Origin of the sequence: Clostridium frigidicarnis (assembly GCF_900111985.1) — a bacterium.
GTDB classification, from domain to species: domain Bacteria; phylum Bacillota; class Clostridia; order Clostridiales; family Clostridiaceae; genus Clostridium_Z; species Clostridium_Z frigidicarnis.
Map to the genome: position 1 here is coordinate 132,936 of NZ_FOKI01000005.1, position 23,115 is coordinate 156,050.

The 23,115-nt window shown below is 29.2% G+C and carries 20 protein-coding genes, 3 tRNA genes and 1 other annotated feature; of the genes, 2 read left to right on the forward strand and 21 right to left on the reverse strand.

The window, feature by feature from the left end; all coding sequences use genetic code 11:
* Positions 1 to 17: 17 nt before the first annotated feature.
* The 14 genes from BM119_RS04425 to ytxC form a co-directional block, all read right to left on the reverse strand.
* Positions 18 to 1,478: an amino acid permease gene (locus BM119_RS04425; protein WP_090039257.1), complete on the reverse strand. Its 1,461-nt coding sequence runs from the start codon at positions 1,476 to 1,478 to the stop codon at positions 18 to 20.
* A gap of 436 nt (positions 1,479 to 1,914) precedes the next feature.
* The gene (locus tag BM119_RS04430; protein ID WP_090039259.1) at positions 1,915 to 2,370 is read right to left on the reverse strand and encodes a 2-thiouracil desulfurase family protein; all 456 of its coding nucleotides are present in this window, start codon (positions 2,368 to 2,370) and stop codon (positions 1,915 to 1,917) included.
* A gap of 8 nt (positions 2,371 to 2,378) precedes the next feature.
* A complete protein-coding gene (locus tag BM119_RS04435; RefSeq protein WP_090039260.1) occupies positions 2,379 to 4,745 on the reverse strand; it encodes an endonuclease MutS2 in 2,367 nt (788 codons plus the stop codon).
* Between the two features lie 16 nt (positions 4,746 to 4,761).
* Positions 4,762 to 7,110, reverse strand: coding sequence for a U32 family peptidase (locus BM119_RS04440; protein ID WP_090039262.1), 2,349 nt, complete (start codon positions 7,108 to 7,110; stop codon positions 4,762 to 4,764).
* Between the two features lie 164 nt (positions 7,111 to 7,274).
* Entirely contained in the window at positions 7,275 to 8,498 is a 1,224-nt protein-coding gene (zapA, locus tag BM119_RS04445; protein ID WP_090039264.1) for a cell division protein ZapA, read from the reverse strand.
* 178 nt (positions 8,499 to 8,676) lie between these two features.
* The gene (gene pheT, locus BM119_RS04450; RefSeq protein ID WP_090039265.1) at positions 8,677 to 11,052 is read right to left on the reverse strand and encodes a phenylalanine--tRNA ligase subunit beta; all 2,376 of its coding nucleotides are present in this window, start codon (positions 11,050 to 11,052) and stop codon (positions 8,677 to 8,679) included.
* 13 nt (positions 11,053 to 11,065) lie between these two features.
* Positions 11,066 to 12,085 carry a phenylalanine--tRNA ligase subunit alpha gene (gene pheS, locus BM119_RS04455; protein WP_090039266.1) on the reverse strand — a complete coding sequence of 340 codons (1,020 nt, stop codon included), beginning with the start codon at positions 12,083 to 12,085 and terminating at the stop codon, positions 11,066 to 11,068.
* Between the two features lie 167 nt (positions 12,086 to 12,252).
* Positions 12,253 to 12,479, reverse strand: a binding site (T-box leader).
* A gap of 50 nt (positions 12,480 to 12,529) precedes the next feature.
* The gene (locus BM119_RS04460; protein ID WP_090039268.1) at positions 12,530 to 13,315 is read right to left on the reverse strand and encodes a TrmH family RNA methyltransferase; all 786 of its coding nucleotides are present in this window, start codon (positions 13,313 to 13,315) and stop codon (positions 12,530 to 12,532) included.
* Between the two features lie 11 nt (positions 13,316 to 13,326).
* Positions 13,327 to 13,989, reverse strand: a complete 663-nt coding sequence (locus BM119_RS04465; protein ID WP_090039269.1) for a potassium channel family protein — start codon at positions 13,987 to 13,989, stop codon at positions 13,327 to 13,329.
* Positions 13,990 to 13,999: 10 nt separating this feature from the next.
* On the reverse strand, positions 14,000 to 15,346 hold the full coding sequence (locus BM119_RS04470; protein ID WP_090039271.1) for a TrkH family potassium uptake protein: 1,347 nt from the start codon (positions 15,344 to 15,346) through the stop codon (positions 14,000 to 14,002).
* 103 nt (positions 15,347 to 15,449) lie between these two features.
* Positions 15,450 to 15,809: a 50S ribosomal protein L20 gene (gene rplT / locus BM119_RS04475; RefSeq protein WP_090039272.1), complete on the reverse strand. Its 360-nt coding sequence runs from the start codon at positions 15,807 to 15,809 to the stop codon at positions 15,450 to 15,452.
* A 25-nt stretch (positions 15,810 to 15,834) separates the two neighbouring features.
* On the reverse strand, positions 15,835 to 16,032 hold the full coding sequence (gene rpmI, locus BM119_RS04480) for a 50S ribosomal protein L35 (RefSeq protein ID WP_090039274.1): 198 nt from the start codon (positions 16,030 to 16,032) through the stop codon (positions 15,835 to 15,837).
* Between the two features lie 21 nt (positions 16,033 to 16,053).
* Positions 16,054 to 16,575, reverse strand: coding sequence for a translation initiation factor IF-3 (gene infC, locus BM119_RS04485; RefSeq protein ID WP_090039275.1), 522 nt, complete (start codon positions 16,573 to 16,575; stop codon positions 16,054 to 16,056).
* 235 nt (positions 16,576 to 16,810) lie between these two features.
* The gene (gene ytxC / locus BM119_RS04490; RefSeq protein ID WP_090039277.1) at positions 16,811 to 17,740 is read right to left on the reverse strand and encodes a putative sporulation protein YtxC; all 930 of its coding nucleotides are present in this window, start codon (positions 17,738 to 17,740) and stop codon (positions 16,811 to 16,813) included.
* A 211-nt stretch (positions 17,741 to 17,951) separates the two neighbouring features.
* Here ytxC and BM119_RS04495 point away from each other — a divergent pair, with 211 nt between their 5' ends.
* Positions 17,952 to 18,656 carry a DUF6873 family GME fold protein gene (locus tag BM119_RS04495; RefSeq protein ID WP_090039279.1) on the forward strand — a complete coding sequence of 235 codons (705 nt, stop codon included), beginning with the start codon at positions 17,952 to 17,954 and terminating at the stop codon, positions 18,654 to 18,656.
* A 222-nt stretch (positions 18,657 to 18,878) separates the two neighbouring features.
* The gene (locus BM119_RS04500) at positions 18,879 to 20,165 is read left to right on the forward strand and encodes an L-cysteine desulfidase family protein (RefSeq protein WP_090039280.1); all 1,287 of its coding nucleotides are present in this window, start codon (positions 18,879 to 18,881) and stop codon (positions 20,163 to 20,165) included.
* A 31-nt stretch (positions 20,166 to 20,196) separates the two neighbouring features.
* On the opposite strand, the gene BM119_RS04505 is transcribed toward BM119_RS04500, so the two are convergent.
* The 7 genes from BM119_RS04505 to hslO form a co-directional block, all read right to left on the reverse strand.
* A complete protein-coding gene (locus tag BM119_RS04505; RefSeq protein WP_090039282.1) occupies positions 20,197 to 20,592 on the reverse strand; it encodes an HsmA family protein in 396 nt (131 codons plus the stop codon).
* Positions 20,589 to 21,029 carry a MarR family winged helix-turn-helix transcriptional regulator gene (locus BM119_RS04510; RefSeq protein ID WP_090039284.1) on the reverse strand — a complete coding sequence of 147 codons (441 nt, stop codon included), beginning with the start codon at positions 21,027 to 21,029 and terminating at the stop codon, positions 20,589 to 20,591. The genes BM119_RS04505 and BM119_RS04510 overlap by 4 nt, the downstream gene beginning before the upstream one ends.
* A 102-nt stretch (positions 21,030 to 21,131) precedes the next feature.
* Positions 21,132 to 21,596 carry a hypothetical protein gene (locus BM119_RS04515; RefSeq protein WP_242948315.1) on the reverse strand — a complete coding sequence of 155 codons (465 nt, stop codon included), beginning with the start codon at positions 21,594 to 21,596 and terminating at the stop codon, positions 21,132 to 21,134.
* A gap of 264 nt (positions 21,597 to 21,860) precedes the next feature.
* A tRNA-Cys gene (locus tag BM119_RS04520) sits at positions 21,861 to 21,934 on the reverse strand.
* Between the two features lie 10 nt (positions 21,935 to 21,944).
* Positions 21,945 to 22,020, reverse strand: a tRNA-Phe gene (locus tag BM119_RS04525).
* An 8-nt stretch (positions 22,021 to 22,028) separates the two neighbouring features.
* Positions 22,029 to 22,105: transfer RNA gene (locus tag BM119_RS04530), tRNA-Asp, on the reverse strand.
* A 109-nt stretch (positions 22,106 to 22,214) separates the two neighbouring features.
* Entirely contained in the window at positions 22,215 to 23,102 is an 888-nt protein-coding gene (gene hslO / locus BM119_RS04535) for an Hsp33 family molecular chaperone HslO (protein WP_090039285.1), read from the reverse strand.
* Between the last annotated feature and the right edge of the window lie 13 nt (positions 23,103 to 23,115).

Genomic DNA, 23,115 nt, shown 5'->3' on the forward strand with positions numbered 1-23,115 from the left:
CTTAGCCTTATAATTCTTTAAGCTCCTAAACTATCATGTGTTTCTCCTGATAGCTTGTTTGTTTTCTTAGCAATTAAAGGTAATATAAGTCCTAATCCAAGTAAAACAAACGGTGTTAAAATATTTAATGTAATTTGGAAGTACCATTCTTTAGTAAAGGTTTCTACACCCTTAGGAAACATACCCATTACACATGCAAATGCAGTAAATCCAAAACACCATAATCCCATTAAAAATCCGAAAGCTTTATTTTTAGTAAATTGATATGTTGATTCAAATTTTCCTTTCACTGCCTTTTTTAATGCCATATAAGCAGCAAATACCCATAAATATCTCAAAGGCATAACAACAGCATTTAGTCTTAATAACCATGTAAATAAAGAGTTCATATTACCAATGCCTAAGGCTGGTATTAAAATAAGTGCTCCAACTAATACTGCAGTCATCTTATAACCATTAATTAATGTTCCATTTTTATTAACTTTTGTTAATGATTTTGGTACATATCTCTTATCAGCATCTCCAAGTAAAACTTTTAACGGTGCATCTATTGAAAATGCAAGTGCTGACACTTGAGCTAATGAGTTAGCTATAGCATAAACTATTAAGAAGAAGTTTCCGACTCCATAATATTCTCCAAGTTTTTGGAATGAATAATAAGCACCATTCATCATTAAGTCCTCTGGAATATTATTAGGATCAAACATCATTCCCATTGATAAAGTTCCAAGTAGTGCCGTTGTTGCTACCATAATTGCTAATGCAATCATTCCTTTTGGAAACCCTTTTGCAGGATCTTTCATATCATTTACATAGGGTGCTATTTTTTCACATCCACCTACGGCAAATACTAATATAGCCAAACTTGTTAGATATGAAAAATCAAAATTTGGCACTAAGGAATTCCAGCTAAAGTCTAATTTAAAAGTATGAGCATTAGTTATTGCTGGTGCAGCTATTACTAATAAAATATATAATAATGACATAATAAACATAGATGAACCTGCCACAGCACCTATTTTCTTTATTGAATTAACTCCTCTTGATGATATCCAAAGGAATAACAAGAAAATTACTAAACATATAGGTTGTAACATCTTTGGATCCATATTTTTAACTAGAGTTCCATTTTGATTAATAGCCCATCCTAATGCTATCATTATACCTTGAGGCTTTTGAGCTAGATATGGAATATGAACAACCCAATAAGTCCATCCTGCTAAATATGCACAAGTAGGTCCTACTGTAACCTTTATCCATGAACTAACTCCTCCACTAGAATCTTTAAACGTAGATCCCATTTCTCCTACCATTAAAGCATACGGTACAAAATATAAAGAAAACATTAATATCCATGATATTACAACTTGCATTCCTTGAGTTGCATATCCATTAACTACATTTCCAAAACCCCAAACACTTACAAATGCCATTAACGCTAGGTTATACCATGTGAGTTTTTTTTGATTTGTCTCCATTTTTTTCCCCCTACTATTTAATTAATTAAACGTTATCATATCGTTTTCGTAATATTATCACATATTTTTTTCTTTTACAACATTTTTCCTTCATTTTTTTTAGATTGAAAATTTTTAAGCTTCTTTTTAACTCAAATGAGAATATTTTCTGAAATTTGAATATAGTTTGTCAATTACAAGTTCACAAATAATATATAATGAACTGTTACTATCATATTTTTTATTCAATTGTCACTTTTATTTTTTTATTTTTAATTTAATAATAATATTCCTCTACATCAGTAACAAACTATTTTTTGTTAAGCTTAAATTTGTTTTAAATAAAATAAAGAAACACCAACACAAAACTTATCTCATGGCTACCACCTAAATGAAGATTAGTTCTATATTAGTGTTTTTGACAGTTAATATTATATTTCTTTCATTATAAAATTTCTTATAGTGAATTTAAGTATTCTATTTCTGTAACAACTTTAAATCCATTATTAATTAAAAGCTCCGCAGTCACCCCATTTCCTTGAATTTTTCTACCACTAAATGTCCCATCATATATAATTCCTTTTCCACAAGAAGGGCTTTTAGATTTCAAGATTATATACTCTATATTTACCATTTTAGCCAACTTCAAAACTTCTTCTGCTCCTTTTATAAAACAGTGTGTTGAGTCAGCTTTATCTTTATTTAAAACTTTTGCTTCTCCACTAAGAACTTCTTTTCCTGTACCACCCCAAATTTCATTTGGAGTTCTTGGTGTTGGTAATCCACCTAATTGTTCCGGACAAATAACCATTACATTTTCTTTCTTTAAAAGAGACTCTATTTTTTCATTCAAATTATTTTTCCCATTATATTTGCAATTTATACCACAAAGACATGCACTTATTAATATCATAACCTCACCTACTTTAATATGGCCACCGTTACACCGTTACCACCTTCACCATATTCTCCAAGTCTATAATTTTTCACATGTGGATGTCTCCTCAACATATCATTTATTGCATTTCTAAGGATTCCAGTGCCTTTTCCGTGAATTATGCTTACCTCTCCAAGTCCTGCAACATAAGCCTCATCTAAGTACTTATCCGTAACATAACAAGCCTCTTCTGAATCCATACCTCTTAAATCCACGGAAGTAGCAACACTTTTTACTTTTAACTTCATTTCCCTCTTTTGAGTTCTTTTAACTTGCTTGCTACTTGAATTTCCATCTATCATTCTTAAATCTTTTAATTTTACGTTTACTTTCATTATTCCAGCCTGAACCTGAACTTCCTTTTTATTATCTGGTAAAGTTAAAATTGTAACTTTCTGATTTAATGATGGTAACATTACTTCCATTCCAACTGTTACTTCGTTTATTTCTTTACCTTTATCATTGCTAGAAAGACTTATTTTTTCCTCATGTTTTTCTAATTTATCTTTTAATGATTTTCTTTGTTCTTCTAACATAGTTCTAGCCTGTGAAGAGTATCCCATTTTTTCAAGATCTCTCATATCTTTTAGTATTTGATCAGCTTCATCCTTTGCATCTCTTAATAGGCTTCTAGCTTCACGTTTTGCTTCAACTATAGCATTTTCTCTTATATTTTGAATACCTTGAAGTTTTTCTTCATAGTCATTTTTCATTTCTTCTATATTGCCTTTTAGACGTGCTGCTGCTCTAGCATCTTTTTCTGCTTTTATACTTTTTTCTTGTAACTGTTCTATTAAATCCTCAAATCTTAAGTTCTCTTTTGAAATTAAATTTTTAGACCCTTCTATTATATACTCTGGTAACCCTAATCTTTTTGATATCTCAAAAGCATTAGACTTTCCTGGTATACCTATTAATAACCTATATGTTGGTCTTAATGTTTCCACATCAAATTCTACAGATGCATTCTCAACACCACTAGTTTCAAGTGCATATGCCTTTAATTCACTGTAATGAGTGGTTGCAGCTATTTTGCAATTTCTTTTTCTTAAAGATTCAAGAATTGATACTGCAAGTGCTGCTCCCTCTGTTGGATCAGTACCTGCTCCAAGCTCATCAAATAAAACAAGTGAATTTTCATCAGCTTTATCTATTATTTTTACTATATTGGTCATATGTGATGAAAATGTTGAAAGACTTTGCTCTATACTTTGTTCATCTCCAATATCTGCAAATATTTCTTCATAAAATGCTACTGATGATTGAGATCTTGCTGGTATTAAAAGCCCACTCAAGGCCATTATATGAAGAAGTCCCACTGTTTTTAGTGTTACTGTTTTACCTCCAGTATTTGGTCCTGTTACTACCAAAGATGTAAACTCTTCACCTAAATATATAGTAGCTGGCACAACTATTTTAGGATCTATTAATGGATGCCTACCATCAATTATATTAAAAATACCTTTTTCATTTACACTAGGCATAATACCATTTATTGAACTTCCATATTTCGCTTTAGCAAATATAAAATCCAATTCCCAAATTATTTTACTATTATTTTTCACCTCAAATGCATGTTCATATACTTTTTCTGATAAGTAAGCTAATATTCTTTCTATTTCTGCCTTCTCTTTTAGCATAAGCTCTCTTATTTCATTGTTTAAATTTACAAGTCCCATAGGCTCTATAAATAAGGTAGCTCCTGACGAACTTTGATCATGTACAAGTCCAGGTACTGCACCTTTATGCTCAGCCTTTACAGGAATAACATATCTATCTCCTCTAATTGTATATAAATTATCTTGAAGATATTTGCTATTACTTCTTATCATGTCATTAACTTTATCTCTTACAGAAGAATTTTTTTCTTTTAATGTTCTTCTAATATTATAAAGAGTAGAAGAAGCCTTATCACTTATCTCCTCTTCTCCTATTATCGCTAAAAAAATTTCATCCTCTAAAGCTTTAATTGCTACAATCCCATCACAAAGACTCTCAAGTTCTTCATGTTTTTCTTCATCTTCTTTTCTGCCTATATAATCTTTAAATCTTCTAGCAGATTTTAACATGTTTGCTATTCTTAGAAGCTGATATGGCATTAGAACTCCACCTTTTGTTGCTCTTTCTATACCATCTCTTACATCGTACAATCCCTCAAATGGTGGATTTCCCTTCTTAACTAACAATTGAAATGCCTCTTCTGTCTCTTTTAAATGATGTATAACTTCATATGCACTTGAATACGGTTTGAGTTCATCTATTAGATCTTTCGCCGCAGATGTTGCTGTATATTTTTTCATTATTTCTTTTATTTTGTTAAATTCTAAAACTTTTAATGCTTTTTCATTCATCTTTTTATTCCCTCACTTATTCTACTCCTCTTTTATAATGTCCTCTTGTGTAGTTAGTAAAATCATATTCCCATTTCTTTTTATTAAAAGCTTTTATAATTCTTGTTACTTCATTTGCTTCTTCATTTACAAAATCTATTCTAAAGCTTTCAATGTTAGTCATTTCTTTTAAATTAGGAATTAAATTAATACTCTTAGGATTATAAATATAACTTCTACAGAATATATCAGTTTTTATCTTAAATTCTTCATTCATTCTATCTTTTAAAACAAAGTCTCCCTTCATACACTGCATATCACAATTATGACTTGAGTCTTTTCCACCTAACATACATCCTATAGGGCAATATTCACTTACCATAAGTTCTGGATTTCCATAAACAAGAATTTGAGCGTTTAAATTATTCTTCATAATTTTATTTATATCCTTCTTATTAAGCTCAATACTTAAACAAGATAAATCCACATATGGCTTTAAGTATTCCAAAGAATAACTGTTATAAATATTTAATTTATAATCTCCTATTATTTTAGTTCGATTATAAAACTTATTTATTATCCCAAAATTAGCTGTTATAACACCTTCTATAAATGGAAGATTCTTTTCTATAATTTCCTCTACTCTAGTAAACTCTTCTTTTATTATATTAGGTACTTTTAGGTATACTTTCTTATTTTTACTTATACCTTTTATATGTTCTTCTTTTAAAGCATTTTTTCCTCTATAAAATATATTAATTCCAATATGCTCTACATCTTCTTCTTTTAATGCATCTAGCTGATCCACAGTACATACATTAACCAATAAATTTATATCACTACTAGATTCCCTATTTAAATCAACCTTTTCTAATGCCTTTGATAGTTTTTTTCTTTTATAACTATTCTTTAAAAACTTTTCTATTTGTTCTATTATATCTCTTCTAATAGCATTTAAAGCTGCTACTGGTACAAAACCTTCTTCATAGCTTCTGAATTCTACATATTCTATTTTAAATGGAGTATCTCCACTTTTCTTAAGACTTTCTTCTATCCTATCTTGAGATAAAGGCTTATTTATTGCATTCTGGACAATTTCCCCTGTTGCAGTAAAAGTTTCTCCCTTAAAATTAACAAAAATCTCTATTTCTTTATTTATATTAAATACTATATTTGCTTTTAAAGAAATCTTATTTTCATATGGATTTACATAACTAACACCATATTCTTTCATCATTGCATTATCTAATATTTTATAAAGTTTATCTCCTCTTTTATAATTAGTAGGATATAGATTTACTTTTTCTCCTCTTTTTGCACATTTAACTTCTTCTTTATCTTTAATTATTTTAGATAGTGCAAAACCGCCTTCTCCAACTCTTATGCCATCCTCTAAAGCTATATCCTCTTCTAAGATTATTGAATTATCTTTCAAAATTTGTCCTATAAATAACCCTGTATTTTTAGGTATATTATATGCCATCATGTCTTTGCCCTTATTTCCATAAAAATATGCCTTAGAGAAACCTTCTCTGTTAAATAATTGCATTAATTTTCTTTTTTCTTTTAATTTATCTATCTTATGTTTTTTATTATAAGAATCTATTGCTTTTTTATAAGTTTCTACAACTCCAGCTACATACTCTGGCCTTTTCATTCTTCCTTCAATTTTCAGTGAAGATGTTCCACTATTTATTAAATCTTCTACATTTTCTATATTGCATATATCTTTTGGACTTAAAATATATGCTTTTTTCTCTTTATTTGTATTTTTATTAATAATTGTATATGGAAGCCTACAAGGTTGAGCACATCTTCCTCTATTTCCACTTCTTCCACCTATTACACTGCTCATAAGACATTGTCCCGAATAACATACACATAATGCTCCATGAACAAATATTTCTGTCTCTATACCTAAATCTTTAGATATATACTCAATTTCTTTTAAAGATAACTCTCTAGATAACACTATTCTTTGAAATCCATTATGTTTGAAAAATAATGCTCCTTCTCCGTTGTGTATGGTCATCTGAGTAGATGCATGAATTTCAAAGTCACTAAAATACTTTCTTAAAATATTTGCTATTCCTAAATCTTGTACTATTAAAGCATCTACACCTATAGAATGTAATACCTTTATGTATTCAAATGCTTCAAATATCTCATCTTCCTTTATTAAAGTATTAAGAGCTATGTATATTTTCGTACCATATAAATGAGCATAATCAACTGCTTTCTCCAGATCATCATCTGTAAAATTAGATGCATATGCCCTAGCAGAAAATTTACTTCCTCCCATATAAACAGCATCTGCACCTTTGTTTATAGCTGCATATAAACTTTCTAGTCCACCTGCTGGAGCTAATAATTCTATTTTTGTCATAACACGCACCTCATTTTTTACTTCGTTCTTTATAAATTATATGTTAATTTTTTATTCATTGTCGTTTCTACTTTGTATCTTTTTATATTATACCCTAAATTAAACTTCTAGGACATAATATACTTTTCTATAACTGTAAAAAATAGCTCATGTTATTTCATGAGCTATTTTGGTAAACTGTCTATTAAAATTTTTTCTTTCAACTCTCTTTTTTCCATATTCCTAGTTCTTGATAAAAACACTATTTCATCTTCTATATCTATATCGTCATTTTCACCTAATGAGTTTAAAATATTGATAGGACATTTATATTCTATTCCCTCTTTTAAACATATATATTTAATTTGATTTTCAACAAGCTTTTCTACCAAGTTTGTATATTTATCTTCGTAAGCCTTAAGCTTATAAAAGTTACTTCTTTCTCTAAATGAGCGTTCTTCATTTCTTGCTATAATTTTTTTATTTAATTCTTTATATTTCTTTGCCTCAATAGTAAGTAACTCTATTTCCTTATTTAAATTTTCTATTTTTTCTTTGAATGAATTATTTTCCTTGCTTAATTTTTCAGACGCTTCCTTAAATTTGTTATTTTCCTCATAATCTTTAAATTTAATTTCTAAATCTGAGATTTGTTTCTTAAATTCTAATTCGTCCTTCTCTTTTAAAATTAATTCATTCTTATATTGCATAGCTTTTTCTTTTAATTCATTGTCTTCTTTTTTAATATGAATTAACATAGTATCTAATTCTTCATTATTCTTATTAACTTTACATATCTCTTCTTTGTGATTTTGTTCTAAGAGTTCTATTTTATTTATATAATATTGTTTCAACTCTTCAAGTTTTTCATTTAAGCTGAAAATTTCATTATTATTTCCCTCTAATATCTTATTATTATGTTTTTCACTTTCAATTTTTTCATCTTCTAAAATCTTTATTTTTCTTTTTAGATCTTCTTCTATAGAGTCTTTCTCTTTATTTAAACTATTTAGTATATTCTCTTTGTTATTTAACTCTTCATTTAGTTTACTTATTTTAATTTGAAGTTCATTATTTATATTTCCTTCTTGATTTTTTATTTGGTTGTCCAAATCTGAAACCTTATCGTCAAGTTCTTTATTATGTTTCTCCAAATAAGATATTTGACTTTTAAGAAGTGCAAATTGATTTTTTATTTCTTTTGCATCTTCTTTTTCTTTAAACATTTCATCTGCTGAATTCATTGCTGTAAGTATTGCTGCCGATGACGTACTAAGTTTTTTATTACTATCTATTAAATTTTTAAGCTTTTTATCTACGTATCCAGCTATTTCCGTTAAATAATCTGCACTTTCGTCACCCTTAAGATTGTAATCTATCCCATTTATTTTAACAGTTACTTTATTCATTATTATTACACCCTCTTAATTTAACTTTCTCTATCTATAATAAATTATAATATAAAATCAAAAAATTTAATAATACTGATTAAATATTTTAATAATTTTATATAATAACAAGAAAATATATGCAAAATATAGTTATCTATATTTTAACATATATTTTCCTAATAGAAAACAAGTTAAATTATCTAAGTTCAGCACCTAATTTATATTCTAAAGCCCTTAATATCTTGTCATGCACCTTATTAACTTCTTTGTCAGTTAATGTCTTATTTTCATCTCTATAGAATATAGCATATGCTACACTTTTCTTTCCTTCTGGTATTTGTTTTCCTTTGTATACATCGAAAAGCTTAACTTGCTCAACTATGTTTCCACCAGTTTTTCTTATAGCTTCTTCTATTTCTTGTACAAGTATTTCATCATTTACAAGAATAGCTATGTCTCTTGTTACTGCTGGGAACTTAGGAAGTGCTTTATATTTTTTAACTAAATTAGCCCTTTTATATAATAAGTCTAAGTTTATTTCAGCCATAAAACATGGAACATCTATTCCATAGTTTTCACATACATCTGGATGTATCTCTCCAAATGTTCCAACTACTTCTTTATTTATATATAAATCTGCTGTTTTGCCTGGGTGGAATGAAACATTTTCACTTTGTCTCTTATATGATCCATTGTTTATCCCAAATGCTTCTACGGTTTCCTCTATAATACCCTTTATATCTAAATAATCTATGTCCCCATATAATCCAATAGTTAAAATATTTCTTTCTTCTGGAAGGCAATCCTCTTTTTTAGAAATATATATTTTTCCTATTTCAAATAATCTAGCTTCTTCATTGTTTCTTGAATAATTTCTAGCTAAACTTTCCATCATAGAAGCTATAGTAGATGTTCTCATCAAGCTATAATCTTCTCCTAGTGGATTTCTTATTGCTATAGCATTTCTAAGACAGCTATCTTTTGGTATATTTACATTATCAAAAGATTTAGGGCTTACAAATGAATAACTTATTGATTGATTAAGTCCTGAGCTAATCATAGTTTCTACAATTAAATCATCATTTTTAAGTTTATCATTTTTAGCACCCTTAAGACCTATTGCTTTTGATATAGTAGTTGGTATATTGTCATATCCGTGTATTCTAGCTATCTCTTCCGCTATGTCTTCTTTTATAGCAATATCTATTCTAAAGGTAGGAACTGTTATGTTTAAAATTTCCTCTTGAATTTCTGTCTTAAGATCTAAACTATCTAAACATTTTTTCATTTCTTCTTTAGATAAATCAGTTCCTAAAAATTTATTAACCCAATTTGAATCAACTAAGATATTTCCTTCTTTTTTAACTTCATTGTAAATATCTATAGTGCCTTCCATAACATTACCACAACGTAATAGTTCTACAAGGTAACAAGCTCTATCTATTGCTAATTTAGTAAGATTAGGATCTATTTCTTTTTCAAATCTTGAAGATGACTCTGTTCTTAATCCTAAATTTTTAGAATTAATTCTTATGTTTGTTCCCTCAAAATTAGCACTTTCAAATACAACTTCAGCTGTGTCATCTTTTATTTCTGAGTTTAGCCCGCCCATTATTCCAGCTAATCCTATAGTTGTATTTCCATCTCTAATAGTTAAAACTTCATTTGTTAAAGTTCTTTCCACCTCATCAAGAGTTGTAAACTTTTCTCCATCTTCTGCTCTTTCTATAACTATATTGTTTGTAGAGATTTCTCTTTTATCAAAGGCATGCATAGGTTGACCTAACTCTAACATTACAAAGTTTGTAATATCAACTATATTATTTATTGGTCTAACTCCAGCATCCATTAAATATTCTTGCATCCATGCTGGTGAAGGAGCTATTTTTACATTTTTAACTCCTCTTGCCATATATCTCTTACATAACTCATCCTTAATATCAACTTTTATTAAAGTTTCTATAGAATCATTACAGCTTGGAACGTAGTTTGTTTCTGGCATCTTATATGAAGTTTTTAATGTTGCAGCAGTTTCTCTTGCAATTCCAACTACCCCTAAGCAATCGGGTCTATTAGAAGTTATCTCAAAATCTATTGTAGCTTTATTTAATCCTAAAGCTTCTTTTATGTCTATTCCAACTTTAGTATCCTCTGGAAGAATCATAAGTCCGTGAACTTGCTCATCTCCAGCAATTCCAAGTTCTTCTTCTGAACACATCATTCCATTTGATGGTACTCCACGTAATTTACCTTTTTTAATCTTAAGTCCCTCAGCCAAAACTGCACCATGTAATGCCGCTGGTACAATGTCCCCTTCTTTCATGTTCTTAGCTCCAGTAACTATTTGAACCAACTCTTCTTTGCCAACATTAAGCTGACATACAACTAGCTTTTCTGCATCTGGGTGCTGCTCTATACTCTCTATTTTTGCAGTAACTACATTTACTATTTCGTCTCCTGAAGTTATTATTTCTTCAACTTTAGATCCTGATAAAGTAAGTGCATCTGATAATTCATTTACTTGTATATTAAAATCAACATAATCTTTAAGCCATTTAACTGGTACTTTCATACTTTCTTACCTCCTAGAACTGATTTAAGAATCTCATATCACTTTCATATAATAATCTAATATCATCTATTCCATAACTTAACATAACCATTCTATCTACACCAAAACCAAAAGCAAAGCCTGAGTAAACTTCTGGGTCTATTCCACATTTTCTTAAAACATCAGGATGAACCATTCCACAACCTAATAATTCTATCCATCCGCTATTTTTACAAACCCTACATCCTTCGCCCTTACACACAAAGCAAGTAGCATCCATTTCTGCTGATGGTTCTGTAAATGGAAAGTGATGAGGTCTAAATTTAGTTTCAACCTTATCTCCAAACATTTTTTTTGCAAATAACTCTAGTGTTCCTTTAAGATCTGCAAATGTAACCCCTTTATCAATAACAAGACCTTCCATTTGATAAAATATTGGTGAATGTGTTGCATCAACGGCATCTGAACGATACACCTTTCCAGGAGATATCATTTTTATTGGCGGTTGTTGTTTTTCCATTACTCTAGCTTGAACAGGTGAAGTTTGGGTTCTTAGTACTATATTATCATTTATGTAAAACGTATCCTGTTCACTTCTTGCTGGATGGTTCTTAGGTATGTTTAATGCTTCGAAGTTGTAATAATCTTTCTCAACCTCTGGTCCTTCTTCTATTGCAAAACCCATTTCTATAAATATTTCTTTCATTCTATTTAAAGTTAGCTCCATAGGATGTCTTTTCCCTATTTTTTGCTTTCTTCCTGGCATTGATATATCTATTACTTCATTTTTAAGCTTTTCATTCTTTTCTTGTTGTTTTATTGTTTTTAAGCTTTCATCTAAAGCCGTTTCTATATCTTCTCTAACTTCATTCACTAATTTCCCAACAACTGGTCTTTCTTCTTTAGAAAGTGCTCCCATACCTCTAAGTATTAGAGTTACCTCTCCTTTTTTACCTAGAAACTTTACTCTTACAGTTTCTAATTCGGAACTTGTTTTGCAATTTTTAATTTCACTTAAAGCATTTTCTTTAATTAATTCTAATTGCTCTTTCATAGAATTTACTCCTTTCATTTTTAGATTTACCACAGTAATAATCTACAGTATATAATTACTATGTAAATTTAATAAATTGCTTTTATTAACTTATCTAACATTCATATGGTGAAAAAACATCATTTGAATGAAGATTCGTTCTATGCAAATAAAAAAAACCGTCCCTATAAAGGGACGGAATTATCCGTGGTACCACCCTAATTAATCTTAAATATCAAAGATTTAAGATTCTCTTAGTAAAATTAACGATTTTCACCGCTAAAGGCTAATAAAACTTCACCAATAGTGCTCCGGAGTGAACTTCAACATAAATTTTTATAAAAAGACTTTCAGTCTAAGATCTTTTCTCCCTTAATAAAAATTTTATATTTACTCTCTCTTTCATTGCATTTAAATATTCATTTATTATTCATTATACATATTTATTAATATAATTTCAACATATTATATCATATTTTGCCTAACTATCTCAAACATCATTACTGTAGATGCTACTGCTACATTTAAAGATTCAGCTCCACCTGGCATAGGAATTTTCACCTTTATATCTGCTAAATCATAAATCTCCTTGCTTATACCATTACCTTCATTTCCTACACATATTACTAAATTATCTTTTAAATTAACATCAAAAAAGTTTTTATCAGTTTGAAGTGAGCTTACTACAAATTTAAACTTATTATTCTTTAATTTTTTAATGAAAACTCCATCATCTTCTATAATAGGTATGTGAAATACGGATCCCATAGTACTTCTAAAGGCTTTGTCATTAAATACATCTACTGTTCCCTTTGTAAGTATAACACCTTTTGCTCCACTAGCATGTGCTGATCTTATAATTGCACCTATATTGCCTGGGTCTTGCACCTTATCTACTAAAACATAAAAACCATTTAATTCATCAACTATGTTAAATTTTTTTATATTTACAATAGCCACTACTCCCTGAGGCGTTTCAGTACTACAAAGAAGTTTTAAAACATCATTTGTTACGTTGTAAAATTGTACATTTTTAATTTTTTCATTTTTTAAAAGTGCATCTATCTTATCCTCAAACTTATCACTATATAATAGATACTCTATTTCGTAAGAAGAATTTAATACTTCATTCACACTTCTTATACCTTCTACTATAAATTGATTCTTTTGTTTTCTATATTTCTTTTCTTTTAATTTTTTTAATTCTTTTATAAAAGCATTTTCTTTACTTTCAATTCTAATTACATCCAAACTTTACACCTCTATTTAGATATCATAGTTTCTAATCTACTTAAATCATCTATTGATCCAATGGATACTATTATAAAGTTTTTCTCAATTATATCCTCTGCATCCGGAGATATATTAACTTCATTATCTTTTTTTATTGCCATAATATTTATTCCATAATTTGATCTAACATTTAACTCTTTAATGGATTTTCCCCACCACATTTGAGGTGCTTCAATTTCTATAATACTATAATCTGGAGACAATTCTATATAATCAAGTATATTAGAGGATACTAAATTATGTCCAACTCTAACACCCATATCTTTTTCTGGCTGAACTACTCTATCTGCCCCTATTTTATATAAAACTTTTGCATGTAAGTCATTATGTGCCTTAGCTATTATATATTTTACACCTAGTTCTTTTACAATTAAAGCAACCATAACACTAGACTGTATATTAGATCCTATAGTTATAACTGCAACATCAAAATTTCTTATTCCTATAGTTCTTAATGCATTTTCATCTGTTGCATCCATTTGAACTGCATGCGTTACATTATCAGATACTTCCTGAATTAAATCTTCGTTTTTATCAATGGCTAAAACTTCATGTCCTGACTCATATAAAGTTTTAGCAACGGATATTCCAAATCTTCCTAATCCAATTACAACAAATTGTTTTCTAGCCATAATTACACTCCTAACCCACCAAAATTTTTCCTTCTGGATATCTTATAGACTTGTTTTTCTTCCTTGTTGTTAATGCAAGTACTACTGTCAATGGTCCCACTCTTCCCAAATACATTGTAAATGCTACAAGGACCTTTCCAATTGCAGAAAGCTTAGTAGTAATTCCAAGGGTTAATCCAACTGTAGCAAAGGCTGAAGTAACTTCGTAAACTAATTCTTCAAACTTCATTCCTACTTCTGTAATTGATAAAAGCATTGTCATAACAACTACAATTAATCCACCTAATGTTACCACTGTGAATGCTCTATATATTATATCCTTATTTATTCTTTTTTTAAATAGTTCAGTATCTTCTTTACCTTTTATTACTGAAACTACTGTCATAATAAGTATTCCTGCTGTAGTTGTTTTTATACCACCTGCTGTAGAACCTGGTGATCCACCTATAAACATTAAAATTATTGTTAAAAATCTTCCTGCCATAGTCATATCTGATGTAGATATTGAGTTGAATCCTGCTGTTCTAGGACTCACAGAAGCAAAATATGATGATAATGCCTGCCCTTTCATACTCATATCTTTTATAGTTGCCGCATTACTATGTTCAAATAAAAACATTAATATTGCTCCTCCAACTACTAATCCTAAAGTCATAGATATTACTATTTTTGAATGTAATGAAAGTCTTTTTATACTTTTACAATGATAAATTTCTGACCAAACTGAAAATCCCATACCACCTATAATTATAAGACTTCCTATTGTAAGTATTATAACTGAGTTATCTGCATAAGATGTTAAGCTTGAAAAGTTACCTATTAAGTCAAAACCAGCATTACAAAAGGCAGATATTGAGTGGAATAAGCTATAATAAATACCCTTCATAACACCAAATTCAGGAATGAATTGAGTTGATAATAATACTGCACCTAAAAACTCTACTGAAAAAGTAAAGCCTAGTATATACTTCATAAGTCTTACAAGCCCTTGTATATTAAAAGTATTCAAAGCTTCTTGTAATATCAATCTTTCCTTTAGTGTTATTTTCTTACCTAATAATAATGCAAATAATGTAGCAAAAGACATAAATCCTAATCCACCTATTTGTATTAGTGATATTATTACAGTTTTTCCAAAATAAGTCCAATATGTTCCGGTATCTAAAGTAATAAGTCCCGTAACACATGTTGCAGATGTAGATGTAAAGAGAGCATCTATAAAGCCAGTTCTTTGTCCGCTTTTAGATGCTATAGGTAATGTTAATAATATGGCTCCTGTTAAAATAACAGCAGCAAAACCCAATGCTAATATTTGAACAGCATTAAGCTTTAATTTTTTTGATAAATTATATTGCATGATATCACCTCAAAGGTAAATATTTGTTTATAATTATATTATATGTTATTTATATAAAAATTAAAAATAAAAATGCGACTAAAGTCGCATTTTTATTTTTTAATTATGCATTTATTGCATTTTTAGCTGTTTCAACTAATGCTGTAAATGCTTTTGGATCATTTATTGCTATCTCTGATAACATTTTTCTGTTTATATCTATTCCTGCAACTTTTAATCCGTTCATGAACTTAGAATAGCTTAATCCATTTATTCTTGAAGCTGCATTTATTCTAGCTATCCATAGTCTTCTGAAATCTCTCTTCTTTAATTTTCTTCCTACATATGCATTTCTTAATGCTCTCATAACAGCCTCGTTAGCTGTTCTGAATAACTTGCTTTTTCCGCCGTAGTATCCTTTAGCAAGCTTTAAAACCTTCTTATGATTCTTACGTGCGTTTTTTGCTCTCTTAACTCTTGCCATTACGTAGACCTCCTATTCGTATCTCTTATAGATATGGTAATAATTTTCTCATTGTTTTTTCTTGTGTAGTTGAAACGTAAGCTGTTTTTCTTAAGTTTCTTTTTCTCTTAGAGCTTTTCTTTGTTAATATATGGCTTTTGAATGCCTTTGCTCTTTTGAACATTCCTGTTCCAGTCTTTTTAAATCTTTTTGCAGCACCTCTGTGAGTTTTCATTTTTGGCATAATAAAATCCTCCTCTCAAGTTTAAGCTTTTTTTGGAGCCAAAATCATTATCATATTTCTTCCTTCTAATCTTGCTGGCTTTTCTACAACACAAATGTCTTCTACTTTTAATACAAATTTCTCAAGAATTTTGTGTCCTATAAAGGAATAGTCTGCTTCTCTTCCTCTAAACCTTACAGTGACTTTAACCTTGTCACCTTCATTTAAGAACTTTCTTGCATTATTAGCTTTAATTGAAATATCATGTTCTTCTATACTCGGACTAAATCTTATTTCTTTAAGATTTACAACCTTTTGCTTTTTCTTAGCTTCTTTTTCTCTCTTTGATTGCTCATAAACAAATTTACCGTAGTCCATTATTTTGCAAACTGGTGGTTTTGCATTTGGAGAAATTAGAACTAAATCCATTTCTCTTTCTTCTGCAATACTAAGAGCTTCTCTTGATGACATAAGTCCCAATTGCTCATTAGAGTCAGATATAACTCTAAGTTCTTTTGCTCTTATTTGCTCGTTTAACAATACATCTTTACTAATGTTCTTCACCTCCGGTTAAGCATAAAAGCCACTAAGTCTATGTAAATATATATAATATAAAAAAAGAGACGGCTTATGCCGTCTCATTTATATTATCTCTAAAAATAATCACATTGTGAAAATAAAGTGTCTTAGAGAATTCCCATACTAGCAATTACTGTAAGGGGAGAAACGGCTTGTTTCTGCTTAGTTATTTAACACAAGATTTATCTTATCATAGACTTTTATACTTGTCAATTTTTTTTCATACTTTTATTATATCATTTTTTTTGTTTCTTATACCTTCACAAATATTATTTTGTGAGCACATAAAACAATTATTACAGAAAACCACTCTATTTGCAAACACATTTTTTATAGTTTCTAAAATTTCTTTATTTACAAAATTTTGTTCTCCATGAATTTTTACTATTTTAGGTGCATTAGTTATAAGTCCACTTACTATAACATCTTCTATATTGATTCCAACCATTCCAAGCTTACAATCAACAAGTTCTTCTACAAACTCAGCTAAAATATCTTTTCCATCTTTATCTTTTATATGATACTCGCCCTTATTATCCGCTATTATATTTACCTCATCTATTTTACTCTCTTGAACTTCCACAAAATATTTAAGAAGCTTTACAAATTCATTATATTCTTTTTCTACTAAATATTTTTCTACCACCTTATCTACAATAGCTTCAAAATCCTCTATTAAATACTTCATTCTAAATGTTATAAACCCTGATATATTTATTTCTTTATTTTCTTCTATACACTCCTTTATTTTGCTTATTATATTATTTCTTCTATTCATACAATATATAGAGGCATCATCTTGTATTTTTTCATCTCCTGTTAAAGCATTAATTATCCTTTCACTTACATCAGGAAGTTCATCACTTCTTAAAAAAAAGTAAGTGTCTGTTAAAAATCCATACATTTCCTTTTGTTTGAAAACATCTACAATTATTTTATATAGTATCTTACTTACATTTAAATCAACAGAATTTTTGATTTTATCATCATATATTTCGTTATCGCATAAAACTTTTATGAAGTGAGTTGTACCTTCAATGCTTTCAGAAATACCTAATGTTATATTTTTTCTTTTAAAATATTGCTTCAACTGCTGGAGTTCCTCTACAACTATTAATTCCCCTTCATAAACGATTTTTAATAGTAGCATTTCTCTCACTCCCTTCCTAAACATAGTATGTGTTTTAACTTCTGTGATATACAAAAAAAATTTAACAAATATCGACACCTGCAGTTTAATATTTTCCATATAAATTATTCTAATATTTGCTATAATATTTTTATATATTAAAGTAAATATTCTATTATATTTACTGAAACATTTAATATATTAATTTTTTTATAATTATGAGGTATTAAAAATGAAATATGCATTTGTAGATTATAGAATTTCTGATGAGGAATTAATTTCTCTTGAAAAACTTGAAATTTCACCAATTATCGTTCCTAAATGTTGTGATGTATATGATGCTATAAACGGTCACCCAGATATACAATTAAATATCTTAGATTCAAAACAAATAATTGTTCATAAAAATATATCCCCGAAAATTATAGATAAATTAAAGAACCTAAACATTAAAATCATCTATTCTGAAAACATATTAACTTCCAAATACCCTTGGGATATTATGTTGAATGCTGTAAATTTAGATAATTTATTTCTTCATAACTTAAAATATACAGATAAAAATTTATTAAAACTTGTAAATCACAAAACTTTAATAAATACAAAACAAGGATATACAAAATGTTCTACAGCAATAGTATCCAACAATGCATTAATAACCAGCGATAAATCTATAGTTAATTCTTTAAAAAACTACTCTATGGATTTATTATATGTACCATATGGTGATATTGTACTTCCTGGACTTGACCATGGTTTTATAGGCGGATGTTGTGGTCTTGTTTCTCCAAATAAGATGGCCTTTTTTGGAGACTTAAATTGTTATACTCAAGGAACAAAAGTGATAAAGTTTTTAGAAAAACATAATGTAGAACCAGTTTATCTACGAAAAGGCAAATTAATTGATAGAGGTAGCTTAATGTGCATTGATATTTAAATTGATAATAACTATTCTTTAAAACTGTATTTATTATCACTTTAATTAAAAATATATTAGTTTCTTAATCTACTTTACAAGGTTATAATCTAAATTTAACTTTATAATAGTATTCCTACAAACGATTGATTTAATGTATAAAATAAGAGTATTATTAATTAGGGTAATTTTTTATCTCAATTTGTTTCTTAAAGAAGCATTGAATTTAAGGGGTTGATTAAGTTGAATATTAAAGACAAAGATTTCTTTTTAAATCTAATTAAAAGTGAAGTAGTTCCAGCACTTGGGTGCACTGAGCCCATAGCTGTTGCTCTTGCCAGTAGTAAAGCTAGCAGCCTAATTAAAAATGATATAAAAAAAATAAATATTTTTGTAAGCGCTAACATTCTAAAAAACGGCATGGGAGTTGGAATACCTGGTACAGGCATGGTAGGGCTCCATATTGCAGCTGCTCTAGGAGCCATCGGTGGTAATTCCGATGCTGAACTTGAAGTCTTAAAAGATATAAATACAAAACAAATTGATGAATCAAAACAATTTGTAAAGGAAAATAAGGTTTCCGTTGCTGTTAAAGATGTTCCTAATAAATTGTATATAGAAGCTGAAATTTTTGATGGTGAAAATACATCACGTGTTATTATAAAAGATAAACACGCTAATATAGTTTTTGTACAATTAAATGATTCTATTCTTCTTGATTTATCCCAAGAAGAACTAATATGCAGTGATACAAATGAAAACCCTGGTGTTTTCGCCACAGTAGAAGAAATATATAATTTTGCAACTACAGCTGATTTTAATGATATAAAATTCATTTTAGAGGGGGCTAAAATGAATAAAGAAATATCCTTTGAGGGACTTAATAATAATTACGGCTTAAAAGTTGGTAAGACTCTTATGAATAATATTGAAAAAGGATTATTAAGTAAGGATCTTCAAAATTACGCCATGGCATATACAGCTGCTGCTTCTGATGCTAGGATGGCTGGATCTATGCTTCCTGTTATGAGCAACTCTGGAAGTGGTAATCAAGGCATAACTGTAATGATGCCAGTTATTGCAGTAGCTGAACATTTAAACACAGATGAAGAAAAATTAGCAAGAGCTTTAATTTTAGCTAATTTAGTAGCTATACATATAAAAGCATATCTTGGAAGGTTATCTGCCTTATGTGGTTGTGTTGTAGCTTCTTCTGGAGCTAGCTGTGGAATAGCTTATTTACTAGGCGGAAGCTTAAAGAATGTAAATTATGCAATAAAAAATATGGCCGGAAATATAGTTGGAATGATTTGTGATGGTGCCAAAACTGGATGCGCCTTAAAAGTATCTACTGGTGTAAGTGCAGCTGTTCAATCAGCTCTACTTGCAATAGAAGAAATAGAGATAGGTTGTACTGATGGTATAATAGATAATGATATAGAAAAAACAATTCAAAACCTTGCTATAATAGGCACTAAAGGTATGAATGAAACTGATAAATTAATATTAGATATAATGACCTGTAAATAAAAAAACAGGATTCCTTTACGGAATCCTGTTTTTATTTCATCATACCTATTATCATACCTATAAAATATGGTACTAACCATATTCCCCACACAGTAATACTAAACTTATGGAATGTCTGTTTTTTATTAGTATCATTCTTATATAAAACCCAAGTTGCCCAAATAGCATGAAATATCATTAATGCTATTGCCAAAATCCCTGTTACTCCATGTATCATTTGAGACGTAGCTGAAATTTGATTAATCCCTTCTCTTGCTATCTTTCCCATAGTTAGTGTTCCTATTGTATCACATAACAACCCTAACCAAAACGTAATTACATGAGATTTTTTTAGTGTATTGCTTTTTCTTTCTCCCCATACTCCTATTGTATAAAATACTAATGCTAGAGTAATTATAATAATCGCAAAAATTAATTCTCCATTCATTTGTTCTCATTCTCCTTTATCTTTTTCTTTAGTTTTAATAAACCTTCTTTAACTTCCTTAACCTCTTCTTCAGTAAAATTTTCAAATATCTTATCAAAACTTTCATTAATCTTATTTCTAAATTCATTTGCAAATTCTAATCCTCTTTTTGAAAATCTTACATAAGTATTTCTTTTATCATTCTCATACTTAACTTTCTCTATATAACCTATATCCTCTAATCTTTGAACTATCCCTGATACAGTTCCTTTGGATAAAGACATCTCTTCACATAGCCTAGAAAGATTAACTTCTTTATTATGTGCTACTAACTTTATAATCATTATTTGCTGATGAGTTAGTCCACTATCCTTTAAACTGTTACTTACTATATTCATAGTGCTTGAATACACTTCCTTAATTAACATAGCTATTTCAAAAGATTCAAATTTACTCATATACTTCTCTCCCCCCGTTAATACTGACATAACCTTTTATTTGATTTAAATAAATTTATATTAAACTAATAATAAATACACTTATATAAATCCTCAATAAATTTATTTTATAATATAATTAATTTTCCTATTTTGAAAATTTATAGCTGTAAATAAAAATATTGCACCTGATAATAATAACGAAAATCCAAGACCTATATAAAACGATCCCAGATATATAGGTTCAAATAAATGTGATGACCTAACAAATATCCCCATAGTTATCATAAAAGTCATAATTATATACCCTTTTACATCAAAGAAAGAAAAAACACAATGTTTTTTGATCTTACTATTTAAAATTCTTTCAGTATGTTTTTTAACCATTTTTTTAAATATAGAATTGTAAAACATTAAAAATACTCCTATTGAAATACCTAGAAAATAAACATTTCTATCTATACTTCCCATAAAATCTTTATATCCCAAAGATAATAGTTTTGAACCTGCAAATATCCATACACAACCTGCTAATAATATTAAAGTTTTTTTATCAACCTTAATTTTGTATTTTACGAAAAACTCCACAGTACACCCCCACATTGTTCGCATGCAAACTATATCGTTCCTATGCAAACTATTATATATTGACAATATATTTTTGTCAACAAATAATAATCTTTATTGCTCAACTTTTTTCACTTGTAAACATAGCCCTTTTCTTAGCTATAAATCCTCTTATATTAAACTAGTTTAATGTATTAATTAATTCTTTAAATGAAAACTTATAATTTAATCACCCTACTTATATATTACACAAAACAAAAAAGCATCTAAAAAATTAGATGCTTCTGGAGGCGCCACCCAGATTTGAACTGGGGATGAGGGTGTTGCAGACCCGTGCCTTACCACTTGGCTATAGCGCCATTATTAAATTGGTGGCTCGAGCAGGAATCGAACCAGCGACACGAGGATTTTCAGTCCTCTGCTCTACCGACTGAGCTATCGAGCCGTAAGTTATGGCGACCCAGAAGGGACTCGAACCCTCGACCTCCGGCGTGACAGGCCGGCACTCTAACCAACTGAGCCACTGGGCCATAACTAACTTACATTTAATATTGTATTATATCTTTAGGATTTTGTCAATACTTTTTAATGAAAAAGTCAGGTTTATATATAATATATATTAAACCTGATTTTTAATATTTACTCTTGAGTTAAACTTTTTAAAAGTTCACCTATTTCTTCATGAGTAAATTTATATGTAGTATTACAGAAATGACATTTTAATTCTTCTGTTTTTCCATCCTCATATAATTCTCTTAAGTCCTTTTCTCCTATACTTAAAAAAGCTCTCTCTACTCTTTCCTTTGAGCAATTACAAGTATATATTGGCGTAAGCTCTTCCATGATTTTAGCATCCATTCCATCAAATACTTCTTCTATAACCTGTTCTATAGTCATACCTTTTGATAACATATCTGTAATAGATGGTATATCTTCTAATCTATAAGTTATCAGGTCTGCTAAAAGTGGATCTGCATCTGGCATCATTTGTATTATAAATCCACCAGCAGCTTTAGCAGATAGATCTGTATCCACAAGAACACCAAGTGCTACTGCTGAAGGTGTCTGTTCTGATACTGTAAAATAGTAAGCTAAATCTTCAGCTATTTCCCCTGTATATATCGGCACTTGTCCTATATACGGATCCTTTAATCCCATATCTTTTATAACATATAAAGTTCCATTCTTACCTACTGCTCCACCTACATCTAATTTTCCCTTAGAATTTAGGGGTATATCAACAAATGGATTGGATATATACCCCTTAACACTTCCATCAGAATAAGAGGTTGCTACTAAAGATTTTGCCGGTCCCCCTCCATTCATTTGAAGAGTTAAAGTATCTTTATCGTTTTTAAGCATGCTTCCCATTAAGCTAGCCCCTGTTAAAAGCCTTCCAAGGGCTGCCCCTGAAGTAGCGCTACAATTATGTAATCCCATAGCCTTATTAACTAATTCTGTTGTGCTAGCTGCTATAAATCTTACCTGTCCGTCTTTTGCTGTTCCTCTTATTAATTTATCCTTCATAAAATGACTCCTC

Excerpts from the sequence above, each read along its gene's own strand:
- BM119_RS04425 (WP_090039257.1), bottom strand. The coding sequence starts at position 1,478 with ATGGAGACAAATCAAAAAAAACTCACATGGTATAACCTAGCGTTAATG.
- BM119_RS04505 (WP_090039282.1), bottom strand. The coding sequence starts at position 20,592 with ATGAATGGAGAATTAATTTTTGCGATTATTATAATTACTCTAGCATTA.
- pheT (WP_090039265.1), bottom strand. The coding sequence starts at position 11,052 with ATGAAAGTACCAGTTAAATGGCTTAAAGATTATGTTGATTTTAATATA.
- hslO (WP_090039285.1), bottom strand. The coding sequence starts at position 23,102 with ATGAAGGATAAATTAATAAGAGGAACAGCAAAAGACGGACAGGTAAGA.
- BM119_RS04435 (WP_090039260.1), bottom strand. The coding sequence starts at position 4,745 with ATGAATGAAAAAGCATTAAAAGTTTTAGAATTTAACAAAATAAAAGAA.
- rpmI (WP_090039274.1), bottom strand. The coding sequence starts at position 16,032 with ATGCCAAAAATGAAAACTCACAGAGGTGCTGCAAAAAGATTTAAAAAG.
- BM119_RS04495 (WP_090039279.1), top strand. The coding sequence starts at position 17,952 with ATGAAATATGCATTTGTAGATTATAGAATTTCTGATGAGGAATTAATT.
- BM119_RS04510 (WP_090039284.1), bottom strand. The coding sequence starts at position 21,029 with ATGAGTAAATTTGAATCTTTTGAAATAGCTATGTTAATTAAGGAAGTG.
- rplT (WP_090039272.1), bottom strand. The coding sequence starts at position 15,809 with ATGGCAAGAGTTAAGAGAGCAAAAAACGCACGTAAGAATCATAAGAAG.
- zapA (WP_090039264.1), bottom strand. The coding sequence starts at position 8,498 with ATGAATAAAGTAACTGTTAAAATAAATGGGATAGATTACAATCTTAAG.
- BM119_RS04440 (WP_090039262.1), bottom strand. The coding sequence starts at position 7,110 with ATGACAAAAATAGAATTATTAGCTCCAGCAGGTGGACTAGAAAGTTTA.
- pheS (WP_090039266.1), bottom strand. The coding sequence starts at position 12,085 with ATGAAAGAGCAATTAGAATTAATTAAAGAAAATGCTTTAAGTGAAATT.
- BM119_RS04465 (WP_090039269.1), bottom strand. The coding sequence starts at position 13,989 with ATGGCTAGAAAACAATTTGTTGTAATTGGATTAGGAAGATTTGGAATA.
- BM119_RS04430 (WP_090039259.1), bottom strand. The coding sequence starts at position 2,370 with ATGATATTAATAAGTGCATGTCTTTGTGGTATAAATTGCAAATATAAT.
- ytxC (WP_090039277.1), bottom strand. The coding sequence starts at position 17,740 with ATGCTACTATTAAAAATCGTTTATGAAGGGGAATTAATAGTTGTAGAG.
- BM119_RS04470 (WP_090039271.1), bottom strand. The coding sequence starts at position 15,346 with ATGCAATATAATTTATCAAAAAAATTAAAGCTTAATGCTGTTCAAATA.